Source organism: Pseudomonas sp. ENNP23, from assembly GCF_001728945.1.
GTDB classification, from domain to species: Bacteria; Pseudomonadota; Gammaproteobacteria; order Pseudomonadales; family Pseudomonadaceae; genus Metapseudomonas; species Metapseudomonas otitidis.
The window spans coordinates 11,464-37,855 of the sequence record NZ_LYSP01000022.1 but is presented as its reverse complement, the minus strand read 5'-3'; the positions used below and the strand labels follow the sequence as shown (position 1 = coordinate 37,855).

28 protein-coding genes, 1 pseudogene and 2 riboswitches are annotated in these 26,392 nt (G+C 68.9%); of the genes and pseudogenes, 17 read left to right on the top strand and 12 right to left on the bottom strand.

The window, feature by feature from the left end; genetic code table 11:
• Positions 1-51 precede the first annotated feature (51 nt).
• Positions 52-1,143 carry a 3-deoxy-7-phosphoheptulonate synthase gene (locus A9G05_RS13850; protein WP_069561538.1) on the top strand — a complete coding sequence of 364 codons (1,092 nt, stop codon included), beginning with the start codon at positions 52-54 and terminating at the stop codon, positions 1,141-1,143.
• A 51-nt stretch (positions 1,144-1,194) separates the two neighbouring features.
• On the opposite strand, the gene A9G05_RS13845 is transcribed toward A9G05_RS13850, so the two are convergent.
• A complete protein-coding gene (locus A9G05_RS13845; RefSeq protein WP_069561537.1) occupies positions 1,195-1,536 on the bottom strand; it encodes a zinc ribbon domain-containing protein YjdM in 342 nt (113 codons plus the stop codon).
• A 251-nt stretch (positions 1,537-1,787) separates the two neighbouring features.
• Here A9G05_RS13845 and A9G05_RS13840 point away from each other — a divergent pair.
• Both A9G05_RS13840 and cysC read left to right on the top strand, forming a co-directional pair.
• Positions 1,788-2,435, top strand: a pseudogene (locus A9G05_RS13840) (sulfotransferase family 2 domain-containing protein).
• Positions 2,422-3,030, top strand: a complete 609-nt coding sequence (cysC, locus tag A9G05_RS13835; protein ID WP_069561536.1) for an adenylyl-sulfate kinase — start codon at positions 2,422-2,424, stop codon at positions 3,028-3,030. The pseudogene A9G05_RS13840 and the gene cysC overlap by 14 nt, the downstream one beginning before the upstream one ends.
• 103 nt (positions 3,031-3,133) lie before the next feature.
• Here the strand turns inward: cysC and A9G05_RS13830 are convergent, their stop codons facing one another.
• Entirely contained in the window at positions 3,134-3,610 is a 477-nt protein-coding gene (locus A9G05_RS13830) for an LEA type 2 family protein (RefSeq protein ID WP_256548404.1), read from the bottom strand.
• A gap of 233 nt (positions 3,611-3,843) precedes the next feature.
• On the opposite strand from A9G05_RS13830, the gene A9G05_RS13825 reads away from it, so the two are divergent.
• Positions 3,844-4,743 carry a YihY/virulence factor BrkB family protein gene (locus tag A9G05_RS13825; protein WP_083272582.1) on the top strand — a complete coding sequence of 300 codons (900 nt, stop codon included), beginning with the start codon at positions 3,844-3,846 and terminating at the stop codon, positions 4,741-4,743.
• A 4-nt stretch (positions 4,744-4,747) separates the two neighbouring features.
• Here the strand turns inward: A9G05_RS13825 and cobN are convergent, their stop codons facing one another.
• Positions 4,748-8,482 (bottom strand): cobaltochelatase subunit CobN, encoded by a 3,735-nt coding sequence (cobN, locus tag A9G05_RS13820; protein WP_069561534.1) that lies wholly within the window; start codon positions 8,480-8,482, stop codon positions 4,748-4,750.
• 61 nt (positions 8,483-8,543) lie between these two features.
• Positions 8,544-9,596: a cobalamin biosynthesis protein CobW gene (gene cobW / locus A9G05_RS13815; protein WP_069561533.1), complete on the bottom strand. Its 1,053-nt coding sequence runs from the start codon at positions 9,594-9,596 to the stop codon at positions 8,544-8,546.
• Between the two features lie 90 nt (positions 9,597-9,686).
• A riboswitch (cobalamin riboswitch) is annotated at positions 9,687-9,881 on the bottom strand.
• Positions 9,882-9,979: 98 nt separating this feature from the next.
• Between cobW and A9G05_RS13810 the strand changes: the two genes are divergently transcribed.
• From A9G05_RS13810 to A9G05_RS13795, 4 genes are all read left to right on the top strand, one after another.
• Positions 9,980-10,420 (top strand): cobalamin biosynthesis protein, encoded by a 441-nt coding sequence (locus A9G05_RS13810; RefSeq protein WP_069561532.1) that lies wholly within the window; start codon positions 9,980-9,982, stop codon positions 10,418-10,420.
• On the top strand, positions 10,417-11,169 hold the full coding sequence (cobM, locus tag A9G05_RS13805; protein WP_069561531.1) for a precorrin-4 C(11)-methyltransferase: 753 nt from the start codon (positions 10,417-10,419) through the stop codon (positions 11,167-11,169). Before A9G05_RS13810 ends, cobM begins: the two co-directional genes overlap by 4 nt.
• A 202-nt stretch (positions 11,170-11,371) precedes the next feature.
• Positions 11,372-12,256: a sugar nucleotide-binding protein gene (locus tag A9G05_RS13800; RefSeq protein WP_069561530.1), complete on the top strand. Its 885-nt coding sequence runs from the start codon at positions 11,372-11,374 to the stop codon at positions 12,254-12,256.
• Positions 12,249-13,175 (top strand): NAD-dependent epimerase/dehydratase family protein, encoded by a 927-nt coding sequence (locus A9G05_RS13795; protein ID WP_069561529.1) that lies wholly within the window; start codon positions 12,249-12,251, stop codon positions 13,173-13,175. The genes A9G05_RS13800 and A9G05_RS13795 overlap by 8 nt, the downstream gene beginning before the upstream one ends.
• 130 nt (positions 13,176-13,305) lie before the next feature.
• On the opposite strand, the gene A9G05_RS13790 is transcribed toward A9G05_RS13795, so the two are convergent.
• From A9G05_RS13790 to A9G05_RS13770, 5 genes are all read right to left on the bottom strand, one after another.
• On the bottom strand, positions 13,306-13,998 hold the full coding sequence (locus tag A9G05_RS13790) for an OmpW family protein (RefSeq protein ID WP_069561528.1): 693 nt from the start codon (positions 13,996-13,998) through the stop codon (positions 13,306-13,308).
• Positions 13,999-14,268: 270 nt separating this feature from the next.
• Positions 14,269-14,790 (bottom strand): DUF3299 domain-containing protein, encoded by a 522-nt coding sequence (locus A9G05_RS13785; protein WP_069561527.1) that lies wholly within the window; start codon positions 14,788-14,790, stop codon positions 14,269-14,271.
• Between the two features lie 7 nt (positions 14,791-14,797).
• The gene (locus A9G05_RS13780; RefSeq protein ID WP_069561526.1) at positions 14,798-16,060 is read right to left on the bottom strand and encodes an ABC transporter permease; all 1,263 of its coding nucleotides are present in this window, start codon (positions 16,058-16,060) and stop codon (positions 14,798-14,800) included.
• A 1-nt stretch (position 16,061) separates the two neighbouring features.
• Positions 16,062-16,769 (bottom strand): ABC transporter ATP-binding protein, encoded by a 708-nt coding sequence (locus tag A9G05_RS13775; RefSeq protein ID WP_069561525.1) that lies wholly within the window; start codon positions 16,767-16,769, stop codon positions 16,062-16,064.
• A 40-nt stretch (positions 16,770-16,809) separates the two neighbouring features.
• Positions 16,810-17,409, bottom strand: coding sequence for a DUF2796 domain-containing protein (locus A9G05_RS13770; protein ID WP_069561524.1), 600 nt, complete (start codon positions 17,407-17,409; stop codon positions 16,810-16,812).
• Between the two features lie 104 nt (positions 17,410-17,513).
• Between A9G05_RS13770 and A9G05_RS13765 the strand changes: the two genes are divergently transcribed.
• Positions 17,514-17,867 carry a hypothetical protein gene (locus A9G05_RS13765; RefSeq protein WP_069561523.1) on the top strand — a complete coding sequence of 118 codons (354 nt, stop codon included), beginning with the start codon at positions 17,514-17,516 and terminating at the stop codon, positions 17,865-17,867.
• Between the two features lie 51 nt (positions 17,868-17,918).
• On the opposite strand, the gene trxA is transcribed toward A9G05_RS13765, so the two are convergent.
• Genes trxA through A9G05_RS13750 form a run of 3 tightly spaced genes read right to left on the bottom strand, consistent with a single transcriptional unit; the run spans position 17,919 to position 19,943 of the window.
• The gene (gene trxA, locus A9G05_RS13760; protein ID WP_069561522.1) at positions 17,919-18,788 is read right to left on the bottom strand and encodes a thioredoxin; all 870 of its coding nucleotides are present in this window, start codon (positions 18,786-18,788) and stop codon (positions 17,919-17,921) included.
• 37 nt (positions 18,789-18,825) lie between these two features.
• A complete protein-coding gene (locus A9G05_RS13755) occupies positions 18,826-19,515 on the bottom strand; it encodes a methyltransferase (protein ID WP_069561521.1) in 690 nt (229 codons plus the stop codon).
• The gene (locus tag A9G05_RS13750) at positions 19,512-19,943 is read right to left on the bottom strand and encodes a YbaY family lipoprotein (RefSeq protein WP_069561520.1); all 432 of its coding nucleotides are present in this window, start codon (positions 19,941-19,943) and stop codon (positions 19,512-19,514) included. The genes A9G05_RS13755 and A9G05_RS13750 overlap by 4 nt, the downstream gene beginning before the upstream one ends.
• Positions 19,944-20,068: 125 nt before the next feature.
• On the opposite strand from A9G05_RS13750, the gene nrdR reads away from it, so the two are divergent.
• The 8 genes from nrdR to A9G05_RS13710 all read left to right on the top strand — a co-directional run bounded on the left by nrdR (position 20,069) and on the right by A9G05_RS13710 (position 26,382).
• A complete protein-coding gene (gene nrdR / locus A9G05_RS13745; protein WP_044402522.1) occupies positions 20,069-20,533 on the top strand; it encodes a transcriptional regulator NrdR in 465 nt (154 codons plus the stop codon).
• A 3-nt stretch (positions 20,534-20,536) separates the two neighbouring features.
• Positions 20,537-21,661, top strand: a complete 1,125-nt coding sequence (gene ribD / locus A9G05_RS13740) for a bifunctional diaminohydroxyphosphoribosylaminopyrimidine deaminase/5-amino-6-(5-phosphoribosylamino)uracil reductase RibD (protein ID WP_069561519.1) — start codon at positions 20,537-20,539, stop codon at positions 21,659-21,661.
• Between the two features lie 85 nt (positions 21,662-21,746).
• Positions 21,747-21,903: riboswitch (FMN riboswitch) on the top strand.
• A 183-nt stretch (positions 21,904-22,086) separates the two neighbouring features.
• Positions 22,087-22,749: a riboflavin synthase gene (locus A9G05_RS13735; protein ID WP_069561518.1), complete on the top strand. Its 663-nt coding sequence runs from the start codon at positions 22,087-22,089 to the stop codon at positions 22,747-22,749.
• Positions 22,750-22,774: 25 nt separating this feature from the next.
• Positions 22,775-23,869, top strand: a complete 1,095-nt coding sequence (ribBA, locus tag A9G05_RS13730; RefSeq protein WP_069561517.1) for a bifunctional 3,4-dihydroxy-2-butanone-4-phosphate synthase/GTP cyclohydrolase II — start codon at positions 22,775-22,777, stop codon at positions 23,867-23,869.
• Positions 23,870-23,931: 62 nt separating this feature from the next.
• Positions 23,932-24,408, top strand: coding sequence for a 6,7-dimethyl-8-ribityllumazine synthase (ribE, locus tag A9G05_RS13725; RefSeq protein WP_069561516.1), 477 nt, complete (start codon positions 23,932-23,934; stop codon positions 24,406-24,408).
• Positions 24,405-24,893, top strand: coding sequence for a transcription antitermination factor NusB (gene nusB / locus A9G05_RS13720; protein WP_069561515.1), 489 nt, complete (start codon positions 24,405-24,407; stop codon positions 24,891-24,893). Before ribE ends, nusB begins: the two co-directional genes overlap by 4 nt.
• Positions 24,894-24,905: 12 nt before the next feature.
• Entirely contained in the window at positions 24,906-25,874 is a 969-nt protein-coding gene (thiL, locus tag A9G05_RS13715; protein WP_069561514.1) for a thiamine-phosphate kinase, read from the top strand.
• On the top strand, positions 25,867-26,382 hold the full coding sequence (locus A9G05_RS13710; RefSeq protein WP_069561513.1) for a phosphatidylglycerophosphatase A: 516 nt from the start codon (positions 25,867-25,869) through the stop codon (positions 26,380-26,382). Before thiL ends, A9G05_RS13710 begins: the two co-directional genes overlap by 8 nt.
• Positions 26,383-26,392: the final 10 nt, after the last annotated feature.

The following is a 26,392-nucleotide window of genomic DNA, read 5'->3' as shown; positions in this document are numbered from 1 at the left end:
CCAGTTAGTGCGCCGCGCGCGGACCTGCCGCGCCGGCCGAGGAACCCAGCCATGAATTCGTCCGTTTCCGCCCTGTCCACCGCCGCCCAGCCCTTGCACGTCGTTGCCCTGGATGCGCCGGCATCGCCCTCCCGCACCACCCGCCTCCTGCCCACCCCCGCCGAGCTGCGCCGCCGCTTGCCGCTGTCGGTCGAACTGGCCCGCCAGATCCAGACCCAGCGCGAAGCCGTGCGCGCCGTACTGGATGGCGAGGATTCGCGCCTGCTGGTGGTGGTCGGCCCCTGCTCGATCCACGACCCGGAGGCCGCTCTGGACTACGCCCGCCGCCTGGCGGCCCTGGCCCCGCTGGTGAGCGACCAGTTGCTGCTGGTGATGCGTGCCTACGTCGAGAAGCCGCGCACCACCGTCGGCTGGAAGGGCCTGGTGTACGACCCGCACCTGGACGGCAGCGGCGACATGGCCGAGGGCCTGGCCCTGAGCCGCCGGCTGATGCTGGAGATCGCCGGGCTCGGCCTGCCGGTGGCCACCGAGCTGCTGCAGCCGCTGGTGGCCGGCTACCTGGACGACGCCCTGAGCTGGGCGGCCATTGGCGCGCGCACCAGCGAGTCGCAGATCCACCGCGAGATGGTCAGCGGCCTGGACCTGCCGGTGGGCTTCAAGAACGGCACCGACGGCAGCCTCGGCATCGCCACCGATGCCATGCGCTCGGCGGCCCACGCCCACCAGCACTTCGGCCTCGATGCCCAGGGTCGCCCGGCGCTGGTGGAAACCGCCGGCAACCCGGACACCCACCTGGTGCTGCGCGGTGGCCACAAAGGCCCGAACCATGATGCCGCCAGCGTGCAGGCGGCTCGCGAAGGGCTGGAGAAACTGGGGATCGCGCCGCGCATCCTGGTGGACTGCAGCCACGCCAACAGTGGCAAGGACCCGCTGCGCCAGCCGGCGGTGCTGGCGGATGTGATCGACCAGCGCCTGGCCGGCCAGAGTGCCCTGCGCGGGGTGATGATCGAGAGTCATCTGTTCGACGGTGCCCAGTCGCTGTCGTGCGAGCTGCGCTACGGCGTGTCCATCACCGATGGCTGCCTGGGCTGGGAGGGGACGCAGCGGATGCTGCTGGAGGCGGCCGCGCGCCTGCGCGGTTGAAACGAGCCGGGCGCACCGCGAGGGTGCGCCCGTGACGCGGAGGTGCGGGGGTCAGACCTTGCGCACGAACTCCGACTTGAGCTTCATGGCGCCGATGCCGTCGATCTTGCAATCGATGTCGTGGTCGCCGTCCACCAGGCGGATGCCCTTCACCTTGGTGCCCACTTTCACCACCAGGGACGACCCCTTGACCTTCAGGTCCTTGATCACGGTGATGGTGTCGCCGTCCTGCAGCACATTGCCGACCGAATCCTTGATCACGCGGCCTTCTTCAGCGACGGCTTCGCTGGCCTCGGCGGACCATTCGTAGGCGCATTCGGGGCAGATCAGCAGCGCGCCGTCTTCGTAGGTGTATTCGGAATTGCACTTGGGGCAGGGTGGCAGGTTGCTCACGGGGTACTCACTGTGTGGCACGGAAAAGGCCGCATAGTGTATAGGGTTTTAGCCGTGGATTGGCGGTGGCTGTGGTGGCCGGGGTTTGTATCGGTTTGCTGACACGCTTTACCAAGTGGGCATAAGCCGTGGCATCGCGGTTGATAAGGTTTTCGCAGGGCGCGCGACCGCTCTTGCGTACAGGGATGTGGCGCGACCTCAACCGCGGGGCATGAGACCCCGTATCGCCACGGCCACCCGATGCTGCAGTCCTGCTGGGCCGCCTCGCGGTGGTGGAGGCCGCCAGGCCGTGAACAAGGTGATGTCGGCCAACCTCGCGTTTCCCGAACCGTTCCAGCAGCGCGCCTGCCTGTTCGTTCATGTGCCCAAGTGCGCCGGCAGCAGCGTTTGCGTCAGCCTGTTCGATGGCTGGTACCCCGGCCACCTGCCGCTGTACGGGTACGAGCGGCAGTTCCCGGAGCAGTGCGCCGCGGGCTTCAAGCTCACCTTCGTGCGTGACCCGCTGGAGCGGGTCTGCTCGTGCGGGGCAACCCGCCGCCGCCCGCTATGCCGGGGCTCAGCGCCTGGTGCAGAGCTTTCGCGACTTCGACGAGTTCGTCGCCCGCGGGCTGCTCCTGGACAATCTCCACCGCCAGCTACACTTTGCGCCGCAGACTGATTTCCTGGTCGAGTCGCTCGGGCAACTGGCCGTGGATTTGATTGGCCGCCAGGAAAACATGGCGCATGATTTCCACCGTCTCTGCCAGTGGCCCGGGGTTCAGGCCGACCTGCCCCGTGCCAACGTCTCATGCGAGCGCCAGGCGGCGCCGGTGAGGCAGTTCTGTACCGCTCGAACCCGCCGCCTGGTGCGACGGGCCTATCAACGCGACTACGAGATGCTCGGCTATGCCCAGTCCTGATTCCTCCGCCGTACCGGCGTGGATCCGCCCCTACAACCTGGCCCTGTCCAAGTCCGCGCGCGCTGCGATCAAGCATCAGCGCCCCTGCTGCATCTGGCTGACCGGCCTTTCCGGCGCCGGCAAGTCGACCCTGGCCAATGCCCTGGAGATGGAGCTGAACGCCCGTGGCCTGCACACCTTCGTGCTGGACGGCGACAACGTGCGCAGCGGGCTCTGCCGTGACCTGGGCATGGACGATGCCTCGCGCCGCGAGAACATCCGCCGCATCGCCGAGGTGGCCCGGCTGATGGTGGATGCCGGGCTGGTGGTGATCGTCTCCGCCATCTCGCCGTTCCGCGCCGACCGCGAGGCGGCGCGGGCGCTGTTCCAGTTGGGCGAGTTCCACTGCGTGTACGTCAGCACCTCCTTCGAGGCCTGTGCCCGGCGCGACCCGAAGGGCCTGTACAAGGCCGCGCAGGAAGGGCGCATCCGCAACTTCACCGGGCTCGACAGCCCCTACGAGCCGCCGCTGGACGCCGAATGCGTGATCGACACCGAGGAGGTGGAGGTGCCGCAGGCGCTGCAGCTACTGGTGGACCTGGCGCTGGGGCGTTAGGCGCTCGGTCGTTCCTGGCGGGGCCGTTTGGCCTCGCCGGCCATCTCGCTCCATGGGGCGCTGTTCGGCGCCACCCAGCCTGTGCTTCCAGCTACCCAGCCGCTCAATACACCTGCACCGGTTCGGCCAGGTTCAGCACGCCGCTGTCGTTGAAACGCACGGTGCCCCAGAACCCGCCGCCGAGCTTGCCGCGCACGCTGTAGGGGATGCCGGCGCGGGTGTTGCGGCTGGTGGTGGCGCCCCAGGCCTGGCACAGGGCGGAGAAGGCCGAGACGGTCACCGGCACGCTCACCACGGTTTCGCTGAAACGGGGGATTTCCCCGGCCTGATCGGAGACGCCGCTGGCCAGCGGCTGGTCGTTGATGTCCAGGTCCAGGGCGATGCCGTTGTAGCGGATGGGCGTGTCGTTGGGGTTCTGCACCCGCAGCTTCACCACGAAGCGCATCTCCAGCCCCTGGCCGGGGACCGGCTCCATGCCCACCAGGTCGATGCGCACCGGGTCCCGTGGGGCCAGGTTGGCGCAGCCCGAGAGCGCCAGCAGGAGCAGGGTGCAGAGCAACACGTGGAGGGGGTGGCGGATCGTGTGCATCGGGGCGGTCCATCGATAACGGGAGCTGTGTGTACAGACCGGTCGTGCTGCCGATCATTCCCCACCGGCTGCCAGGCGCAGCGCGGTGCAACGCCGCGACCCGCCGGGATGCCGTGCCCCAGGGCCGACGGCTGCGGGCTGACCGCCGGTCGGAAAATCCCCCTGAACTCCTGTCTCCGCTGCGCCGTCCATTGCCTTGCCAAGGAACTAGAGCGAGCCGAGCCATGATCCGCTACCTGGGCCTGAAGGGCGTCACAGCGCGCACCCTGCTGGTCAGCACCGTCAAAGCGTTCATCGACGATGAGCTGCCGACCTATGCCTCGGCGCTGGCCTTCCAGATGTTCTTTTCCCTGTTCCCGTTCCTGCTGTTGCTGATCGCGCTGATCGGCTTCCTGCACCTGCCGACCTTCTTCGATTGGTTGCAGACCCAGGCGGCGCTGGTGCTCCCGGTGGAGGCGATGGACCTGGTGCGCCCGGCCATCGAGCAGTTGCAGACGCAGAAGCCCGGGCTGTTCTCTCTGGGCGCGGTGGTGGCGCTGTGGTCCGCCTCGTCGGCGGTGCGTTCGAGCATGGATGCGATGAATCGGGTCTACGACGTGGTGGAGAGCCGCCCGGCCTGGAAGCGCATTCCGCTCTCGGTGCTCTACACCCTGGGGGTGGCGGCCTTCCTGCTGGCGGCGGCGGGCTTGATGATCACCGGGCCGCAGGCCATGGGCTGGCTGGCGCAGCGGGTGGGCATCGAGGAGGCGGTGGTGATGCTGTGGAACTGGCTGCGCATTCCGGCCGCGATCCTGTTGATGATGGCAGTGGTGGCGACCCTCTATTACCTGCTGCCGGACGTGAAGCAGGCGTTCCGCTTCATCACCCCCGGTTCGGTGCTGGCGGTGCTGGCCTGGCTGCTGGCCTCGTTCGGCTTCAGCTACTACGCCCAGCACTTCGCCACCTACAACGCCATGTACGGCAGCATCGGCGCCATCATCCTCCTCCTGCTGTACCTCTACCTGTCGGCGGCGGTGCTGCTGCTGGGGGCGGAGCTTAACGCGGTGATCGAGCACCACTCCCGCGAGGGCAAGAACCCCGGCGAACGCCGGCCGGGGGAAGGCGGCAGCGTGGCGCAGGGCTGAGCCGTCACTGTTCCTCGATGTCCAGCAGCAGGTCTTCGAGGGCCTCGCGGTAATCCCCCGGCTCTTCCCACAGGCCGCGTTGCTGGGCTTCCAGCAGGCGCTCGGTGATGTCGCGCAGGGACTCGGGGTTGTGCTGCTGGAGGAAGGCGCGGGTGTCGGCATCCAGCAGGTAGGCATCGGCCAGCAGGGCGTACTGGTGGTCGTCCACCAGTTGGGTGGTGGCGTCGAAGGCGAACAGGTAGTCCACCGTGGCGGCCAGTTCGAAGGCGCCCTTGTAGCCGTGGCGCTTCATGCCGGCGATCCACTTGGGATTGGCGGCGCGGGCACGCACCACCCGGCCCAGTTCCTCCCGCAGGGTGCGGATGCGCGGCAGGTCCGGCTGGCTGTGGTCGCCGTGGTAGCTGGCGACCGTCTGGCCGCGCAGGGTCTCGGCGGTGGCGAGCATGCCGCCCTGGAACTGGTAGTAGTCGTTGGAATCGAGGATGTCGTGTTCGCGGTTGTCCTGGTTCTGCAGCACCGCCTGCAGCCCTTCCAGGCGCTCGCCGAAGCGTTGCCGGGCCGGGGTGCCGGCATCGCTGGCGCCGTAGGCGTAGCCGCCCCAGTTGAGGTAGGCCTCGGCCAGGTCGGTGCGGGTTTCCCAGGTGCGGGCTTCGATCACCCCTTGCACGCCCGCGCCGTAGGCACCGGGCTGGGCGCCGAACACCCGCCAGCCGGCTTCGCGGCGTGCGGCCTCGGCAGGCAGGCCTTCGCCCTCCAGGCGGGCGCGGTCCTGGCGCACGCGGGCGGCGAGGGGGTTGAGGTCGTCGGGCTCGTCCAGCTCGGCCACGGCTTGCACGGCGGCGTCGAACAGGCGGATGAGGTTGGCGAAGGCGTCGCGGAAGAAGCCCGAGACCCGCAGCGTCACGTCCACGCGCGGGCGGTCCAGCAACGACAGCGGGAGGATCTCGAAGTCCTCCACGCGCTGGCTGCCGGCCTGCCACACCGGGCGCACGCCCAGCAGGGCCATGGCCTGGGCGATGTCGTCGCCGCCGGTGCGCATGGTGGCGGTGCCCCAGACGGACAGGCCGAGCTGGCGCAGGTGGTCGCCTTCGTCCTGCAGGTGGCGCTCCAGCAGCAGGCTGGCGGACTGGAAGCCCAGGCGCCAGGCGGTGGGCGTGGGCAGGTTGCGCACGTCCACGGTGAAGAAATTGCGCCCGGTGGGCAGTACGTCGAGGCGCCCGCGGCTGGGGGCGCCGCTGGGGCCGGGGGGCACGAAGCGCCCGTCGAGGGCGGCCAGCACGCCGCCGATTTCCGCCGCGCCACAGGCGTCCAGGGCGGGGGCGATGTACCGGCGCAGGGTATCGAGCACCGCGTCGCTGGCGGGGCCGATGGAGGCGCTCGTGGGGTCGGCGATCAGTTGGCGGGCCAGCAGTTCCAGGCGCTCGCGGGTGTCGCCGTTGCTGCGCCAGGGCGCGTCGCTGATGCCGTCGAGCACAGCAGGGCGCGGGCCTTCCCAGGGTTCGGCCCAGGCCAGGTCGAGCGGGTCGCGGCCGAGCGCCAGGTCGCGGGCGAGGGCGCGCAGCAGGCTGGCGTTGCCGCCCTTGCCGTCGGCGCGGGGGATGCGCACCAGGGACAGCAGGGTGTCGTCGCGCAGGCCCGCCACGGGGGACTCGCCGAACACGTGCAGGCCGTCGCGGATCTGCGATTCCTTGAGGTCGCAGAGGTAGGCGTCGAGCTGCGGCAGCCAGCTGTCGGCGTCGTCGTTGAGGCTGAGCCCCAGCTCGCGGTCGAGGGCGGTGGCCCTGACCAGTTCGAGGATCTCGCCGCGCAGTTGCACGGCCCGGCGCGGGTCGAGCAGGGAGGCGTCGTAGTACTCGTCGGCCAGGCGCTCGAGGTCACGCAGCGGGCCGTAGGTTTCGGCGCGGGTCAGCGGCGGCATCAGGTGGTCGATGATCACCGCCTGGGCACGGCGCTTGGCCTGGGCGCCTTCGCCGGGGTCGTTGACGATGAAGGGGTAGATGTTCGGCAGCGGCCCCATCACCGCATCCGGCCAGCATTCGGCGGACAGGCCGACGCCCTTGCCGGGCAGCCATTCGAGGTTGCCGTGCTTGCCGACGTGAATCAGCGCGTCGGCGCCGAACACTTCGCGCAGCCAGAAGTAGAACGCCAGGTAGCCGTGGGGCGGCACCAGCGACGGGTCGTGGTAGATGGCCGCCGGGTCGAGCTGGTAGCCCCGCGCCGGCTGGATGCCGACGAAGGCGAGGCCGAAGCGCAGGCCGGCGATCATCATCCGTCCGCTGCGGAACATCGGGTCCTGCTGCGGTTCGCCCCAGCGCTCGCGCACGGCCTGCTGGTTGGCCTGGGGCAGGCGGGCGAAGCAGGCGAGGTAGTCGTCCAGGGCCAGGCTCTGGGCGCAGGGGCGGGCGTCGAGGTTGTCGAGGTCGTTGCTGACGCCGCCCAGCAGGCTGTGGATAAGCGCCGTGCCGCTCTCCGGCAGGCCGGCCACGGGGTAACCCTGGGCTTCCAGGGCGCGGAGGATGTTCAGCGCGCCGGCCGGGGTGTCCAGGCCCACGCCGTTGCCGATGCGGCCGTCACGGGTGGGGTAGTTGGCGAGGATCAGCGCCACGCGCTTGTCGGCGTTGGCCTTGCGCGCCAGCAGCAGCCAGCGCCGCGCCAGTTCGGCGACGAAGTCCATGCGCTCGACGTGGGGCAGGTAGCAGACCACGTCGCTCTGGCTGCGCTCGCTGCGCCAGGCCAGGCCCTTGAAGCTGATGGCGCGGGTGATGAGGCGGCCGTCCAGTTCCGGCAGGGCGACGTGCATGGCCAGGTCACGGGGGCCCAGGCCCTGGGCGCTGGCCTCCCACTGGGGCTGGTTGTCCAGGCTGCAGATGGCCTGGAACACCGGCACGTCGCGGCGGAACGGGCGCAGGCTGGGGGCCTCCGGCGAGGACTGGGCGAAGCCGGTGGTGTTGATGATCAGCTCGACGCCGGCCTCGTCCAGCCAGTCTTCGAGGGTGGCCAGGCAGGCGGCTTCCTTGAGGCTGGCCACGGCGATGGGCAGCGGGTTGAGGCTCTGGGCGGCGAGGCGTTCGCAGAAGGTGTCGAGGAAGCCGGTGTTCGCCGCCTGCAGGTGGGTGCGGTAGAACACCAGCGCCACCACCGGCTGCTCGGGTTGCCAGTCGGCGCGCCAGTGGGCGAGCCCGGCGTTGGGCTGGCGCGGGTGGTAGACCGCGACGCGGGGCAGCGCCCTGGGCTCCTCCCAGGGCATCGCGTGGCCCAGGCAGCGGCTGGCGAGGCAGGCGAACAACTGCCGGGCATTGTCCAGCCCGCCCTGGCGCAGGTAGTGCCAGTAGCGCTCGGCGTCTTCTGCGGGAACGGTGCAGAGCCGCGCCAGCTCGGGGTCGGGGCGGTCGTCGCCGGGCACCAGGATCAGCGTGGCGCCGCGTTCGGCCAGCGCCACCAGTTGCTCGATGCCGTAGCGCCAGTAGCCGACGCCGCCGTGTACGGAGATGAGGATGACCTTGGCGTGCTGCAGCACCTCGTCGACGTAGAGGTCCACCGAGGCGTGGTTCTGCAGTTGCATGGGGTTGGCCAGGCGCAGGCTCGGGTAGTCCTCCGGCAACGCGCGGGCGGCTTCGGCCAGCAGCGCCAGGTGCGAGTCGCCGCTGCACAGGATCACCAGCTCGGCGGGCGTCTGGGCCAGGTGGGCGATGCCGTCGTCGGGGACGAAGCCGCCGGGCTGGGTGCGCAAGAGGTGCATGGCTCGGGCCTCGGCTCGGTGGAGCGACGCCTCTCCCGGGGGAGAGGCGCCGGTTCGGCGCTTACGCCAGGGCGGTGCGCAGTTCGTTGGCGATGGTGGCCTGGTCCAGCTCCTGGCCGATCACCACCAGGCGGGTGGCGCGGGGTTCGTCGTTGCGCCAGGCGCGGTCGAAGTGCTTGTCGAAGCGCTTGCCGACGCCCTGCACCAGCAGGCGCATGGGCTTGCCGGTGACGGCGACGAAGCCCTTGATGCGCAGGATGGCGTGGCGCTCCACCAGTTGGCCGAGGGCCGCGAGCAGGGCGCGCTCGTCCACTTCCGGGAGGTCGACGTGGAAGGAGTCGAACTCGTCGTGGTCGTGGTCCTCGTGTTCTTCGTGATCGTGGTGGGTGGGGCGGCTGTCGATGTGCAGCTCGGCTTCGGCGTTCAGGCCCAGCAGTACGTCCAGCGGCAGCTTGCCGGAGGCGGCCTCGACCACCTTCACCGCCGGCGGCAGTTCTTCGCTGACTTCGGCGCGCACGGCGGCCAGGGTGTCGGCATCCAGCAGGTCGGTCTTGTTGAGGATCACCAAGTCGGCGCTGGCCAACTGGTCTTCGAAGAGTTCGTGCAGGGGCGATTCGTGGTCGAGGTTCGGGTCCTGCTTGCGCTGCTCGTCCACCTGGTCGGGGAAGGCGGCGAAGGTGCCGGCGGCCACGGCGGGGCTGTCGACCACGGTGATCACCGCGTCCACGGTGCAGGCGTTGCGGATCTCGGGCCACTGGAAGGCCTGCACCAGGGGCTTGGGCAGGGCCAGGCCGGAGGTCTCGATGAGGATCTGGTCGAGGTCGCCACGGCGGGCCACCAGCTCGCGCATAACCGGGAAGAACTCTTCCTGCACGGTGCAGCACAGGCAGCCGTTGGCCAGTTCGAAGACGCGGCCCACGGCCTCTTCTTCGCTGCAGCCGATGCTGCATTGCTTGAGGATGTCGCCGTCGATGCCCAGTTCGCCGAATTCGTTGACGATCACCGCGATGCGGCGACCCTGGGCGTTGTCCAGCATGTGGCGGAGGAGGGTGGTCTTACCGGCACCGAGGAAGCCGGTGACGATGGTGACGGGGAGCTTGGCCAGGGTTTTCATGCGCGCCTCTCAGGTGCTCTGTGGCGGGCATGACGAATGCAGCGGGCCGGGCCCACTGGAGGTATTCGCCACCGGATCACCCCGCCCGGTTGTCTGGAAATTCGCCGAGGCAGGTCTCCTGGCTCGCAGCCTGGCGCGGGGCGCCGCCGGGTCCGCCTTCCCGCCCGTGGGCAGTGGCTGTGGACAGGGCATCAGCTGCTTACAGTTGCGGGGGCAGCCGTGGCTTGGACCACGTTCCCTCTTAGCTCCAGCGCTCGCTGGAGAACCTCGAAAGGACGGAAGGCTACGCAGGGCCCGGGCGGCGGTCAATCGCGTTGGTTGACGCCTCGTCGGGCCCGTGCTGTCCTTGCGCGGATTTTTCCCGCCCGGTCACCTGCCACGCCATGAACCCCGCTGCTCCTTCCCTGACGCCGCCTTCGCTGGTGGCCGGTTTCGGCTGCCGCCAGGGCTGCACGGCGGCGGAGCTGGGGGCCTTGCTGGATGCCTGCCTGGCCGAGGCCGGGGTGCCGCCGGCGCGCCTGGCGGCGTTGGCGACCCGCGAGGACCGCGCCCTGGAGCCGGGCCTGCAGGCGCTGGCGGCGGAGCGCAACCTGCCGTTGCAGGGCGTTTCCCCCGAGGCGCTGAACGCCCTGGAGGCGCGCCTGAGCCAGCCGTCCGAGCGGGTCCGCGCCCTGGCCGGCAGTGCGGGGGTGGCCGAGGCGGCGGCACTGGCGCTGGCCGATCGGCTGGGGCAGGGGCCTTCGCACCTGCTGCTCGATAAACGCCGCAGTGCCCGCGCGACCTGCGCGCTGGCCTGCATCCACCTGGAGGCTGAACGGCCATGACGGTCTATTTCATTGGCGCCGGTCCGGGCGATCCGGAACTCATCACGGTGAAGGGGCAGCGGCTGATCCGTCGTTGCCCGGTGATCCTCTATGCCGGTTCGCTGGTGCCGGAGGCAGTGCTGGAGGGGCACCAGGCGCAGCAGGTGGTGAACACCGCCGAGCTGCACCTGGAGCAGATCGTTGCGCTGCTGGCCGAGGCCCATGCCCGGGGCCAGGACGTGGCGCGGGTGCATTCGGGCGATCCGTCGCTGTATGGCGCCATCGGCGAGCAGATCCGCCACCTGCGCGAGCGCGGCATTCCCTACGAGATCGTGCCGGGCGTCACCGCCACGGCGGCCTGCGCGGCACTGCTGGGCTGCGAGCTGACGCTGCCGGAGGTGTCGCAGACGCTGATCCTCACACGCCACGCGAGCAAGACGCGGATGCCCGAGGGCGAGTCCCTGGGGGACCTGGCCCGTCACCGGGCGACCCTGGCGATCCACCTGGGGGTGAGCCGGATGGAGGAGATCGTCGCCGAACTGTTGCCGCACTACGGGCCGGCCTGCCCGGTGGCGGTGATCCACCGCGCCAGTTGGCCGGACCAGGCCCAGGTCACCGGCACCCTTGCCGACATCGCCGAGAAGGTGCGGGCTGCGGACTTCCGCCGGACGGCGCTGATCCTGGTGGGGGAGGTGCTGGCGGCCGAGGGCTTTGCCGACTCGTCGCTGTACCGCGCCGGGCATGCGCACCTGTACCGGCCGGGCGAGTGACGGCGGAGCCGAGCGAGCATCGCTTCATATCGCTGGGTGTTGACGGTGGCTTTCTCGGCTGTGCTCGCCCTGCGAGCCCGCTCCACCTGGGCTTTTCGGCGGGCCCGTAGTGACGTACCGCTGTGAAACCCGCAGAATGCAGCCTTTCCGGCCTTTGGCCGGCCCGTCCGTATGACTTCGGCCTTGAGCGACCTGACTCCCTATGCGAATGCGCTTGATGCTGCTGGGCGGTGGCAATGCCCTTGGACAGGCGCTGATTCGCCTGGGTGCCGAGGATGATGTGGGGTTTCTCGCCCCGCGCCCGCCCGAGCAGGGGTGGGACGCCGCCAGCCTGACGCAGTTGCTCGACGACACCCGCCCCGACGCGGTGGTGAACCTCGCCTACTACTTCGACTGGTTCCAGGCCGAAGAGGTGAGCGCTGAGCGCTTCGCGGCCCAGGAGCGGTCAGTGGAGCGCCTTGCCGAGCTGTGCCAGCACCACAACATCGTGCTGCTGCAGCCCTCCAGCTACCGGGTCTTCGATGGCGCCCGCGCTACGGCTTACAGCGAGAAGGACGAGACCATTCCCCTGAGCCTGCGTGGCCAGTCCCTCTGGCGTATCGAGCAGTGCGTCCGTGCCCTGTGCCCGCGTCATGTGTTGCTGCGCTTCGGCTGGCTGCTGGACGACAGCCGCGAAGGCATCCTGGGCCGCTTCCTGGTCCGCGCCGGGCGTGACGACGAGATCTGCCTGGCGGACGACCGCCGTGGCAACCCGACGCCGGCCGACGATGCCGCGCGGGTCATGCTGGCGGTGCTCAAGCAATTGGATTGTGATGCGCCGTTGTGGGGCACCTACCACTACGGCGCCCACGAGGCGACCACCACCCTGGCCCTGGGCCAGGCAGTGCTCACCGAAGCGCGCGCCCTGCACCCGCTGAAGGTGCAGGACATCACCCCGCAGGCCCATGCGGCCCGCCCCGATGCGGCGGATGAACCGCAGCACGCGGTGCTGGCCTGCAAGAAGATCTTCCACACCTTCGGCATCAAGCCGCGCGCCTGGCGCGCGGCCCTGCCGGCCCTTCTGGATCGTTACTACCGACATGGCTGAATCCATCCTCATCACCGGCGGCGCCGGCTTCATCGGTTCGCACCTGGCGGACCAGTTGCTGGCCCGTGGACACGCCGTGCGCGTGTTGGACAACCTTTCCACCGGCAAGCCCGGCAACCTGGCGCTGGACAACCCGCGGCTGGAACTGATCGAGGGCGACGTGGCCGACGCGGCAGTGGTTGCGCGTGCCATGGCGGGTTGCAAGGCGGTGGCGCACCTGGCCGCCGTGGCCTCGGTACAGGCCTCGGTGGATGACCCGGTGGCGACCCACCAGGCCAACTTCATCGGCACTCTGAATGTCTGCGAAGCCATGCGCACCCATGGGGTGAAGCGCGTGCTGTTCGCCTCCAGCGCCGCGGTCTACGGCCAGAACGGCGAAGGCCAGGCCATCGACGAAGACACCACCAAGGCGCCGCTTACGCCCTATGCGTCGGACAAGCTGGCCAGTGAGCACTACCTGGACTTCTACCGGCGCGAGCACGGCCTGGAGCCGGCGATCTTCCGCTTCTTCAACATCTACGGCCCGCGCCAGGACCCGTCGTCGCCCTATTCGGGGGTAATCAGCATCTTCACCGAGCGGGCGCTGGCCGGCACGCCCATCACCATTTTCGGCGATGGCGAGCAGACCCGTGACTTCCTCTACATCGGCGACCTGGTGCAGGTGCTGGCCGATGCATTGGAGATGCCGGCAGTGGAGGCGGGGGCGGTGAACGTCGGCCTGCGCCAGTCCACCAGCCTCAACCAGTTGCTGGCGGCCATCGGCGAGGTGGTGGGCGTGCTGCCGGAGATTCGCCATGCGCCCGCGCGTGCGGGGGACATCCGCCATTCCCTGGCCGACAACCGGCGCCTGCTGGCCCGCTTCGACTTCCCCGAGCCGACGCCCCTGGCCAAGGGGCTGGCCGAACTGCTCGGCCGCTGAGCACGCTCCACGAGAAAGGCGCCTCCGGGCGCCTTTCTTCTTTCCGCTCGCCGTAGCCCGGGCTTCAGCCCGGGAACGCAGCCCAAACGACAAAGGCGCCCGAAGGCGCCTTTGTTCCGTACAGCAGGGCTTAGAACTTGTAGCCCAGGCCGACCATGTAGACCCACGGGTCGACGTCGACGTTGACCTTGGCACGCACGCCCAGGGCGGTGTTGTCCACGTAGGCGCGGGTGTCGATGTCGATGTAGCGGACCTGGGCGTTCAGCATGACGTTGTCGGTCAGCATGTAGTCGGCACCCACCTGCCAGGCCAGACCCCAGGAGTTCTTCACGTTGAGGTTGTCGAAGCCGGCGGCGCTTGCCTGGCTGCCCACGTGCTCATCGAAGATCCAGGTGTAGTTGATGCCACCACCCAGGTAGGGCTGGAAGGCGGACTTCGGATCCAGCGGGTAGTACACCAGGCTCAGGGTCGGTGGCAGGTGCTTCAGGGTACCCAGCTTGCCGTTGGCCGCGTCGAGGGCGGTGCCCTTGATCTTCACGTCGTGCTCGAACGGGGTGGCTGCCAGCAGTTCGACGGCCAGGTTGTCGGTCAGCATGTAGGCGAAGTTCAGGCCGAGCTGGGTGTCGCTGCTCATGGTGGCCTTGCCACCCAGGTCGGTGCCGGCCAGGCCGCCGCGGTCCACCTTGACGCTGGAGGAATCGGCTTCCGGGTTGACGGTGATGGCGCCGGCACGGATCAGGATGTCACCGGCCTGGTGAGCCTGGGCCATGGGGGCAGCCACGGCCAGTGCGAGAAGAGAGGCAGCGAGGAACGACTTTTTCATTGGGGGCTCCAGGTCTTGAGCTGTGTTGGCTGTGGCGCAGTTTCAGGGAACCGGCCCCCCGTGCGTCTTGATCTAGCTCAATGCCGATGCGGATTCGTTAGCAGGCTTGCTATCAGGCCCTTGAAGGACTGGCTGCGCTGCTGCAGTGGTGCTGAAGCCACCCGCAAAAATGCTCGTTCTTTCCACGCAAATTGCGTTTTTTGGGCTGTTTTCACCTTGCACCGGCGGCCTCGCTTCGTTCTTCAACGGCCTGCCGGCGGCCCCTGGTTTTCATCGGGATTCGTAGGGATAGATCTTGCTCGCTTCCATCTGGTAGCCGGCCTCGGCCAGTTCGCTGGTGGAGGATTTCACCTGCAGCGGGCCTTCGATCCAGAACGGCTGGTAGAGGGCATCCATCAGCACGCCCAGCTCGGTGGTGACGTGGACGATCTGGTTGGACGGCGGCGGCGGGACGTGGATGCAGGCGCCGAAGTAGGGCACCAGCAGGAACTCGGTCACGCGGCCTTCCTCGGTGACGTCCAGCGGGACGATGTAGCCGGGCAGCTTCACCTCCTGGCCGTCCAACTCCTTGACCACCGGGGCGGCCGGGGACTGCTGGGTGGCCGCCGGGCCGGACTCGCTGGCCAGGGAGTCGGCCAGTTGCGACAGATCGTGGATCGGCGTCGGTGGTGGGGGCGGTGGGGCGTCGGCGGGGATCATCTCCGACCAGGTCAGTTCACGCACATCCCCCGCCCAGAGGGCGGTGGTGGCCAGCAGCAGGAGGGCCGGCAGGGTCAGCAGGGCACGTTTCATTCGCAGCTCACAGGCGGATGGAGAGGCCGTCGGCCAGGGACTGCCGATAGGCGCGCCAGGCCGGCACGCTGCCCATCAGCAGGGCGGCGGCCAGGATACCGCCCAGCAGCGTCCACTCATAGTTGGAGGGCAGCGCCAGGGGCAGGTAGAGGCCGTAGTTGGCCTGTACATAGCCCTGGCTGAGGGCGATGCCGAGGTACAGCAGGCCGAGCCCGAGTACCGCACCGGCCACGGCCAGGGCGAAGGCCTCCAGCACCAGCAGGCTGCCGATGTGCCAGGGGCGCGCGCCCACGGAGCGGAGGATGGCCATTTCCCGGCGGCGTTCGTTGAGGCTGGTGAGGATGGCGGTGAGCATGCCGATCAGCCCGGTGAGCACCACGAACAGCGAGACCACGAACAGTGCCTTCTCGGCCGTGCCCATCAGGCTCCACAGCTCCTGCAGGGCGACGCCGGGGAGCACTGCCAGCAGCGGCTCGCCCCGGTATTCGTTGATCTGCCGCTGCAGGGCGAAGGTGGCGATCTTGCTGTTGAGCCCCAGCAGGAAGGCGGTGATGGCCTTGGGCTGCAGGTCCATGGTGCGGGCCTGCTCGGCACTGACTTTGCCGGCACCGCGCGCGGGTACGCCGTTCTGCCAGTCCACGTGCAGCGCCTCCATGCCCGCCAGGGAGATGTGCAGGGTGCGGTCCACCGGGGTGCCGGTGCGTTCGAGGATGCCGACCACGGTGAACGGCTTGTCGTCGTGCTGCACCAGGCTGACGGTGCTGACACCGTGGGCCAGCACGATGTGGTCGCCCAGCTTGTACTTCAGGGCCTCGGCCACCTCGGCGCCGAGCACCACGTCGAACAGGTCGGCGAAGGGTTTGCCCTCGGCCAGCTTCAGCGGCTGGGCGCGGCCGTAGCGGTAGTGCTCGAAGTAGGCCTCGCTGGTGCCCATCACCCGGTAGCCCTTGTGGGAGTCGCCGAGGGAGATCGGGATGGCCCATTTCACCCGCTTGTCCTGGGCGATGGATTCGAAGCTCTCCCAGCGGATGTTGTTGGTGGCGTTGCCGATGCGGAACACCGAGTAGAGCAGCAGGTTCACCGAACCGGAGCGGGCGCCGACGATCAGGTCGGTGCCGCTGATGGTGCTGGCGAAGCTGGCGCGGGCTTCGGTGCGCACCCGCTCCACCGCCAGCAGCAGGCAGACCGAGAGGGCAATGGCGAAGACCGTGAGCAGGGCGGTGAAGCGGCGGTTGGCGAGGCTCGCCAGGGCCAGGCGTAGCAGGTGCATCTCAGGCCTCCAGCGGGCGGGCGGCGCGGTTCAGGTCCAGCAGCGAGAGGCTGCGGTCGAAGAGGGGGGCCAGGCTCTGGTCATGGCTGACGAAGAGCAGGCTGGTGCCGGCGTCGCGGCATTCGTCGAAGAGCAGGCGCAGGAAGCTTTCGCGGGCATCGGCGTCCAGGGCCGAGGTGGGCTCGTCGGCGATCAGCAGCTCCGGCTGGCCGATCAGCGCGCGGGCAGCGGCGACACGCTGCTGCTGGCCGATCGACAGGGCGTCGGCGCGGCGCTCCAGCAGGGCCTCGCCGAGGCCGAGGTGGCCGAGCAGGGTCACGGCGGCGGCCGACACGCTGCCGTGGCGTTGGCTGGCACGCTGGGCGCGCAGGCGGGAGAAGCGGCAGGGCAGCTCGACGTTCTCGCGCACCGAGAGGAACGGCAGCAGGTTGAACTGCTGGAAGATGTAGCCGGTGTGGTCCACGCGGTAGCGGTCGCGGGCCGCGGAGGAGAGGGCGCCGAGGTCCTGGCCGAGCAGGCGGACGTGCCCGCGCCCGGGCGCCTGGACACCGCCCAGCAGGCCCAGCAGGGTGGTCTTGCCGCTGCCGCTGGGGCCTTTGAGGAAGAGGGTTTCACCGCTGTTGAGGGTGAAGGCGGGGATGTCCAGCAACTCGGCCTGGCCGGGCCAGGCGAATCCCAGGTCGGTGATTTCGATCAGTGTCTGGCTCATGTACGGACGGCCGGGTTGCCCCGGCCGGCTCATCGGGGGATCAGAAGCTCAGGGAGGAGGCCGCGGGGGTCAGTTCGGCGCCCTGTTGGCCCATCGGGCCGATCAGTTGTACCTGAATTTTCTGGGTGGCGGGGAAGCGTGTGAACAGGCCCTTGAGGTCCAGCCCGGTCAGCTTGGCCGGCGTTGCGCATTCCAGGTGGTAATGCGCATGGATCTCGCTGTGCTCGTGGTCATGCTTGTCGCCGTCCTCGTGCTTGTGCTCATGTTCGTGTTCGTGGGCCTTTTCCGGGGCGTTGCCGAACAGCGGGCTTTCCAGCTTCTGCTCGGACACCTTGCAGCCGGCGGCCTCGGGGAGGGCGAACAGGGCCAGTGGCTTCTCCAGCTCGGCGCGGGCCTTGGCCACGGCAGCCTTGTCGGCGTCGCTGCGGGCCTCGTGTTCGAAGCCCACCAGGTTCATGGCCGGGCTTTCCAGTTCCAGCTCCAGGGTGCTGCCGTCCAGGGCAGCGTTGAGGCGAGCCACGCCGTGCTCATGGGCACCCAGGCTGCCGTGGCCTTCGTGGTCGTGGTCGTGTTCATGGGCCTGGACGGAGAAAGCCAGGGGGAGCAGTGCGAAGGGCAGGGCGAGCAGCAGGCGGCGCATGGGAGTCTCCAGATGCAAGTGAAAAGCGCTGTTACGTTATAACAAGTGTGGGCTGGCTTCCAGAGGCGTGAGAGCATGGCGCGTTGTTTATCGAGGAGCCTTGCATGCTGCGCATTCGCGGACGGATCGGTGATTGGCCGGTGGACCTGACGGTGGAAATGGACGAGGAGGACTGGCAGCGCCTGGGTGCTCAATTGCACGGTGCCCCGGCAGCGTCGCGCGAGCCGGTTGCGCCGCCTGTGCCCGTCCCCTCTCGCCAGGCGGACCCGCGCTGGGAGGCAGCCCTGGGGCTGCTGCGCGAGGCCGGACGCCTGGAAGGGCCGCGCCTGCTGGCGGATCTGGAGGCCCTGGCGGGCAGTGCGGCAGCCGGCAAGCGCCTGCTGGTGCGCCTGCGCCATTGCGAGCAGGTGCAACTGGAAACCGGGGCAGACGCGCCGGTGTATGTCTGGAAGGGCTGAGACCTGTGAGATGGCCAGGCAGCCCCGGCAACGGGCTGCCTGGCAGGGCGATCAGTAGATTGCCTGGTACAGCTTGCGGCGGTAGGTGGTGACCAGCGGGTGGTCGTTGCCCAGCAGGTCGAACACCTGCAGCAGGGTCTTGTGGGGCAGGCCTTCGCCATAGTTGCGGTTGCGCACGAACAGGCGCAGCAGGGCGTCCAGGGCCGGTTCGTACTGCTGGCGGGCCAACTGGTGGATGGCCAGTTGGTAGCTGGCTTCGTCGTCGCTCGCGTCCTGGGCCAGGCGGCTCTTCAGGGCGGCGGCCTCGGGCAGGTCGTTCACCTGGCGCAGGAAGGCCAGTTGGGCGCGGGCGCCGGCCAGGGCCTGCTTGTGCTCGTCGCCCTTGACCGCATCCAGTACCAGTTGGGCTTCACCCAACTCGCCGCGCTCGGCGAGGCAGCGGGCGTAGAGGATCAGCGCCGGGGCGTTGCCGTTGTCTTCGCCCAGCAGTTGCTTGAGCACGGCCTCGGCATCACCGATGCGGCCGTCGTCGAACAGGGCCTGGGCCGCTTCCATCGGGTCGGCGGCTTCCGGTGCCGGTTCGGCGACGTGGGGGGCGAGCATGGCGCGGATCTGGGATTCCGGCTGGGCACCGGCGAAGCCGTCCACCGGCTGGCCGTCCTTGAACAGCACCACGGTGGGCAGGCTGCGGATGCCGAAGCGCATGACGATGTCCTGCTCGACGTCGCAGTTGACCTTGGCCAGCAGCAGCTCGCCCCGGTAGGACTCGGCGATCTGTGCCAGCAGCGGCATGAGGGCTTTGCAGGGGGCGCACCACTCGGCCCAGAAATCCACCAGCACGGGTTTGTGGAAGGAGTTCTGGATCACCGACTGGTCGAAGTCGAGGGCGGTGGCGTCGAAGATGTAGGGCGTGTCGCTCATCGTGGATTCCGTAAGCGCAGGGAAGAGAGTGGGCGAATCATACGGCCGCTAACGCTGCGCGCCTACCGGGTGGGTGGCGAGCGGCGTGGTACAGGCTCACATGGCGGAACTGCTCGGGTTCGGCCAGGTCCGGCCAGGTGCAGGCCTCCAGCATGGTCAGGCGGCTGTAGTGCGGGTGGGCGAAGTCGCGCACGCGGGAGTCGGCCACCAGTGCTTCGCGGCCCCGGCTGAGGAAGTGGTCCAGCAGCGGCAGGTTGGCGCGGTCGTAGAGCACGTCGGCCACCACCACCAGGTCGAAGCGGTCGGCCTCGGCGAAGAAGTCGGCGCTGTAGCCGAGCGTCACGCCGTTCAGTTCGGCATTGGCGCGGCAGGCCTCCAGGGCCAGCGGGTCGAGGTCGCAGGCCACCACTTCCGCCGCGCCGGCCTTGGCGGCGGCGATGGCCGCTACGCCGGAGCCGGCGCCGAAGTCCAGCACGCGCTTGCCGGCGACCCAGTGGGGCTGCTCGGCGAACCAGCGTGCCAGAGCCAGGCCGCTGGCCCAGCAGAAGCACCAGTAGGGCGGCTCTTCGAGGATGCGCCGGGTCTCGTCGGCGTCGAAGGCGCGGTCCATGTTGTCGGGATCGATCAGCCAAAGGCGCAGGTCGGTGCCCGGCAGCGTTTCGGCGCGCAGGTGGGCATCGCCCAGCAGTTGGGCGAGCGGTGCCTGCAGCGTCGAGGGCGGCGTCATGGTGCGGCCTCCAGTTGCAAGGTGCCCAGGGACTGGCTTTCCGCTGCCGGGATGCGCCGTGGGGCGAGGCGCTGGATCAGTTGGCCGGACTGGCTGACCCGGGCGCGCAGCTCCACCCGCAGGTCCCGGGGGAAAGCCTCGGGATTGAAGATCAGGCGGAAGGGCAGGGCAGTGCCGGTGCCGTCGAGGCGGAGGCTGCCGAGCAGGCGCAGCGGGCGGTCGCGGCTGTCCACCGCCAGCAAGGCCAGCTCCACGTTGCTGCCGGCCGGGGCCCCCAGCAACTGGCCGTCCAGCGCGCGCATGTGGGCGGGCAACGGCTGCTCGGCGGCGGGCTTGGCGAGCGGTTTCGCGGGTGTGGGTTCGGCGGGCGGCTCGCCGGCGCAGGCGGCCAGCAGGGCGGCGAGGGAAAGGATGTAGAGCGGACGCATCATGACTCCTGGCCAAGGGGGTACAGGCGGTGTGCGCGGCCTTATAGCTCAAACCTCGGTTGCTTGTCTTGCCAGGGAGATGCGCTACCATGTGGCCTTCATTTCCGCCATAGCCCCTCCCCGCCATGCACTGTCCCTTCTGCGGCGCCCATGACACCAAGGTGATCGACTCGCGACTGGTCGCGGAAGGCGATCAGGTCCGCCGTCGCCGCGAGTGCCTGGCCTGTGAGGAGCGCTTCACCACCTTCGAGACCGCCGAACTGGTGATGCCACGCCTGATCAAGCAGGACGGCAGCCGCCAGCCCTTCGACGAGGACAAGCTCCGCGCCGGCATGCAACGGGCGCTGGAGAAGCGCCCGGTGAGCATCGAGCGTCTCGAGGAGGCCATCGCCCACATCAAGCACAAGCTGCGCGCCACCGGCGAGCGCGAGGTGAAGTCGCGGGTGCTGGGCGAGCTGGTGATGGTCGAGCTGCAGAAGCTCGACGAGGTGGCCTACATCCGCTTCGCTTCGGTCTATCGCCGCTTCCAGGACCTCAACGAGTTCCGCGAGGAAATCGAGCGGCTGGCCCGTGAGCCTTCCAAAGACTAAGGCATGACCGCATCCGACCAGGCCTTCATGGCCCGTGCGCTGGAACTGGCCCGCAAGGGCCTCTATTCGACCCACCCCAATCCCCGCGTCGGCTGCGTGATCGTCCGTGACGGCCAGGTGGTCGGCGAAGGCTGGCACGCCCGCGCCGGCGAGCCCCACGCCGAGGTGCATGCCCTGCGCCAGGCCGGCGAGCGCGCCAGGGGGGCCACGGCCTACGTGACCCTGGAACCGTGCAGCCACCACGGGCGGACCCCGCCCTGTGCCGATGCGCTGGTGAATGCCGGTATTGCCCGGGTAGTCGCCGCCATGCAGGACCCCAACCCCCAGGTGGCCGGCCGTGGCCTGCTGCGCCTGATGGACGCCGGCATCGCCGTGCAGTCCGGGGTGCTGGAGAGCGAGGCGCGGGCACTCAATGCCGGCTTCATCAAGCGCATGGAGATCGGGTTGCCCTTCGTCTGCGTCAAGCTCGCCATGAGCCTGGACGGCCGCACCGCCATGGCCAGTGGTGAAAGCCAGTGGATCACCGGCCCGGCCGCCCGTGCCGCCGTGCAGCGCCTGCGGGCGCGGGCCAGTGTGGTGCTGACCGGTGCCGACACCGTGCTCACCGACGGCGCCCGCCTGACCGTGCGCCCCGACGAACTGGGCCTGAACGCCGAACTGACCGCCCTGGCTTTGACCCGCCCGCCGCAGCGGGTGCTGGTGGACGGCCGTCTGCGGGTGCCGCTTTCCGCGCCCTTCTACCAGGTCGGCAAGGCCCTGGTGGCCACCTGCGCGGTGGCCTCGGCGCGGGATCGCTTCCAGGAAGAAGGCCACGAACTGCTGGCAGTGCCGAGCAGCAACGGCCATGTCGACCTGCGTCGCTTGCTGCTGGAGCTGGGCTCGCGCGGTGCCAACGAAGTGCTGGTGGAGGCTGGGCCGCGCCTGGCTGGTGCCTTCGCCCGGGCGGGCCTGGTGGATGAGTTCCAGATCTTCATGGCCGGTCGCCTGCTCGGCTCCAGCGCCCGTCCCCTGCTGGACTGGCCCCTGGCGCGGATGGCCGAGGCGCCGCAGTTGAAGATCACCGAAGTGCGCGCCGTCGGTGACGACTGGCGGATCATTGCCGTGCCGCTACCCTCGGCGGCTCGATAGCTGATCATTTCCATCGAGACGACCGGCTTGGAGCGGGCCGCGCCCTGTGTTAAAAACGCGCTCGGCCTTCTGGAACGGAAGGCCGGAACGTTCTCAGGGCGGGGTGGAAGTCCCCACCGGCGGTAATTGCGCCACGCGCATAGCCCGCGAGCGCTTCCCGGTCGCCATGGCGAGGGGAAGGTCAGCAGACCCGGTGTGATCCCGGGGCCGACGGTCACAGTCCGGATGAAGAGAGAACGGGATTGCCCGCCTGGGTGCGCGTTCGCGCGTCCGCGAAGTCCCATTCGATCCAGAGCCCTGTTTCTCACCGAACAGGAGATCGACATGCTCAACCCCCTTCGACCGAACCGCGCGGCCCAGGCCGTTCGCGTGCCGGTCCTCGCCCAGGCTGCCGATGGCGGCCGCTCCAAGACTCGGGAGGCACCATGTTCACCGGCATAATCGAAGCCATCGGCACCCTTCGCGCCATCACCCCCAAGGGCGGTGACGTCCGGGTCCTGGTGGAGACCGGCAAGCTGGACCTGGGCGACGTCAAGCTCGGCGACAGCATCGCCGTCAACGGTGTCTGCCTCACCGCCGTGGAACTGCCTGGCAACGGCTTCTGGGCCGACGTCAGCCGTGAAACCCTGGCGCGCACCGCCTTCGACGACCTCAAACCGGGTAGCCCGGTGAACCTGGAAAAGGCCCTCACCCCCACCAGCCGCCTCGGCGGCCACCTGGTCAGCGGCCACGTCGATGGCATCGGAGAAGTGATCGCTCGGGAAGACAATGCCCGTGCCGTCCAATTCAGGGTCCGCGCGCCGCGTGAACTGGCCAAGTACATCGCCCTGAAGGGATCGATCACCGTCGACGGCACCAGCCTGACGGTAAACGCGGTCAATGGCGCCGAGTTCGAGTTGACCATCGTTCCGCACACCCTGGCGGAAACCATCATGGTGGATTACCGGCCCGGACGCCGGGTGAACCTGGAAGTGGACCTGCTGGCCCGTTATCTGGAGCGCCTGCTGCTGGGCGACAAGGCCGCCGAGCCCCAGGCGTCCGGCATCACCGAAGGTTTCCTTGCCGAACACGGCTACCTCAACCGCTGAATTCATAAGCTCATAAGGAGGGCCCATGGCTCTCAATACCGTTGACGAACTGATCGAAGACATCCGCCAGGGCAAGATGGTCATCCTCATGGATGACGAGGACCGTGAGAACGAAGGCGACCTGATCATGGCCTCCGAGTGCGTGCAGGCCGAGCACATCAACTTCATGGCGCGCTTCGCCCGTGGCCTGATCTGCATGCCGATGACCCGCGAGCGCTGCGAGCTGCTCAAGCTGCCGCTGATGGCGCCGCGCAACGGCTCCGGCTTCGGCACCAAGTTCACCGTCTCCATCGAGGCGGCCGAAGGCGTCACCACCGGCATCTCCGCCGCCGACCGTGCGCGCACCGTGCAGGTGGCCGCCGCCAAGGGCGCCAAGGCCGAGGACATCGTCAGCCCCGGCCACATCTTCCCGCTGATGGCCCAGCCCGGCGGCGTGCTGGCCCGTGCCGGTCACACCGAGGCGGCCTGCGACCTGGCACGCATGGCCGGCTTCGAGGCGTCCGGGGTGATCTGCGAGATCATGAACGACGACGGCACTATGGCCCGTCGCCCCGAACTGGAGGCGTTCGCCGCCGAGCACGGGATCAGGATCGGCACCATCGCCGACCTCATCCACTACCGCCTGATCCACGAGCGCACCGTCGAGCGCATCGCCGAACAGCCGCTGGACAGCGAGCTGGGGCACTTCAATCTGGTGACCTACCGCGACGCCGTGGAAGGCGACGTGCACATGGCGCTGACCCTGGGCGAGATCAGCCCGGACGAACCGACCCTGGTGCGCGTGCACAACATGGACCCGCTGCGCGACCTGTTCATGGTCAACCAGCCCGGCCGCTGGAGCCTGCGTGCGGCGATGAAGGAAGTGGCCACCTCCGGCAGCGGCGTGGTGCTGCTGCTGGGCAACCCGCTGACCGGCCCGCAACTGCTGGCCCACCTGGAGCGCCAGTTGGGCGCCGAGGCCAAGATCACCACGCCCTCCACCTACAGCACCGTTGGTGCCGGTTCGCAGATTCTCCGGGACCTCGGGGTACGCAAGATGCGCCTGATGAGTTCGCCGATGAAGTTCAACGCGATATCCGGTTTCGACCTGGAAGTTGTAGAATACCTGCCCGCTGAATGACCCGAAGGGCCCTGGCCGTGAACGGCCGGGGCCTTCGCTCTTTAATTGACGAGAACCCGCCCATGCCCCTGAAGACCATCGAAGGTACCTTCATCGCCCCCAAAGGCCGCTATGCCCTGGTGGTCGGCCGTTTCAACAGCTTTGTCGTGGAAAGTCTGGTAAGTGGCGCCGTAGACGCCCTGGTCCGCCATGGCGTGGCCGAGGACGACATCACCATCATCCGTGCCCCCGGTGCCTTCGAGATCCCCCTGGTCACCCAGAAGGTCGCTCAGCGTGGCGATTTCGCTGCCATCATCGCCCTGGGCGCGGTCATTCGTGGCGGCACCCCGCACTTCGAATACGTCGCCGGTGAGTGCACCAAGGGCCTGGCCCAGGTGTCCATGGAGTTCGGCGTACCGGTCGCCTTCGGCGTCCTGACCGTCGACTCCATCGAGCAGGCCATCGAGCGTTCCGGCACCAAGGCCGGCAACAAAGGCGCCGAAGCCGCACTCTCCGCCCTCGAAATGGTCAGCCTGCTGGCGGCCTTGGAGGCCAAGTGAGTTTCAACCGTGACAACGACGCCCCCGAGGCGCCGAAGAAGCCCGCCAAGGGCAAGATCGCCACGCGTCGCCAGGCCCGCAGTCTGGCCATGCAGGCGCTCTACTCCTGGCACATCGCCGGGCAACCCCTGAACGAGATCGAGGCGCAGTTCCGCGTCGACAACGATTTCAGCCAGGTGGACGGTGCCTACTTCCACGAGATCCTCCATGGCGTACCGCGCCAGAAGACCGAGATCGACGAGGCCTTCCTGCCCTGCCTGGATCGCCCCCTGGAAGAGGTCGATCCGGTCGAGCTGGCCATCCTGCGCCTCTCCACCTACGAGCTGATGAACCGCGTCGACGTGCCGTACCGCGTGGTCATCAACGAAGGCATCGAGCTGGCCAAGGTCTTCGGTGCCACCGACGGGCACAAGTTCGTCAACGGCGTCCTCGACAAGCTGGCGCCCCGGCTGCGTGCTGCCGAGGTTCGTGGCGGCAAGCGCTGAGCCCCGCCACCGATGGGTGAGTTCGAGCTGATCCGTCGCTACTTCGCCTCCGCCGCCTGTGCGGCGGGTGGCGAAGGCATTGCCCTCGGTATCGGCGACGACTGCGCCTTGCTGCAGCCCTCACCGGGCGAGCAGTTGGCCGTGTCCACCGACACCCTGGTGGCCGGCGTCCACTTTCCCTTGGTGTGCGATCCCTTCCGGCTGGGCCAGCGAGCCCTCGCCGTGTCCGCCAGCGACCTGGCCGCCATGGGCGCCGCGCCCCTGGGCTTCACCCTGGCCCTGACCCTTCCCGTTGCCGACGCCGACTGGCTGCAAGGCCTGGCTGCCGGCCTCGACGCCATGGCCCGCCGTTGCGGCCTGGCTCTGGTGGGCGGCGACACTACCCGTGGCCCCTTGAGCCTGACCCTCACCGTATTCGGACGCCTGCCGGCTGGCGCCGCGCTGCGGCGCTCCGGTGCCCGTCCCGGGGACCTGCTCTGCGTGAGTGGCAGCCTGGGCGATGCCGGCGGCGCCCTGCCGCTGGTGCTCGGCCAGCGGTCGGACGACGGCCCCGAGGCGCGTGCCCTGGTGGATCATTTCTGGGCACCGCCGCCGCAGTTCGCTCTCGGGCTGGCCCTGCGTGGCCGGGCCAGCGCCGCGCTGGACGTGTCCGATGGCCTGTTGGCCGACTGCGGGCACATCGCCGCCGCTTCCGGCGTCGCCCTGTGGCTGGAGGCTGGGCGCGTCCCGCTGTCCCCGGCCCTGCAAGCGCTCTACCCCCACGACCAGGCCCTGGGCCTGGCCCTGTCCGGCGGTGACGACTACCGCCTGGCGTTCACCCTGCCGCCGCACCAGCTCGACGCCGTGCAGGCCGCCTGGCCGGCACTGGCCGTGATCGGCCGTGTCGAAGCCGGCCAAGGTGTCCACCTGTTGGATGCCGACGGCTGCGCGCGACCGCTGCCGGCCCAGGGTTATCTACATTTCGGGAGTCACGGTGACTGATCATCCGCAACAAGCGCCGGCTCAGCCGGTTCCGCACTCGGTCTGGCGCAACCCCTGGCACTTCCTCGCCTTCGGCTTCGGTTCCGGCACATTGCCCAAGGCGCCCGGTACCTGGGGCTCGCTGGTGGCCCTGCCGTTCATCCCGCTGTGGCAGATGCTGCCCGACTGGGGCTACTGGCTGATGCTCGGACTGACCATGCTGTTCGGCTTCTGGCTGTGCGGCAAGGTTGCCGACGACCTGCGTGTGCACGATCACGAAGGCATCGTCTGGGACGAGATGGTCGGCATGTGGATCACCCTCTGGCTGGTGCCCGAGGGTTGGCACTGGCTGCTGCTAGGCTTCGTGGTGTTCAGGGTCATGGATATCCTCAAGCCCTGGCCGATCCGCTGGATCGATCGCCACGTGCATGGCGGCGTTGGCATCATGCTCGATGATGTGCTGGCCGGCGTCTTCGCCTGGCTGGCCATGCACCTGATCGTATGGGGCGTTGGTCTGACAAGCGTCTGATTTGAAGGGA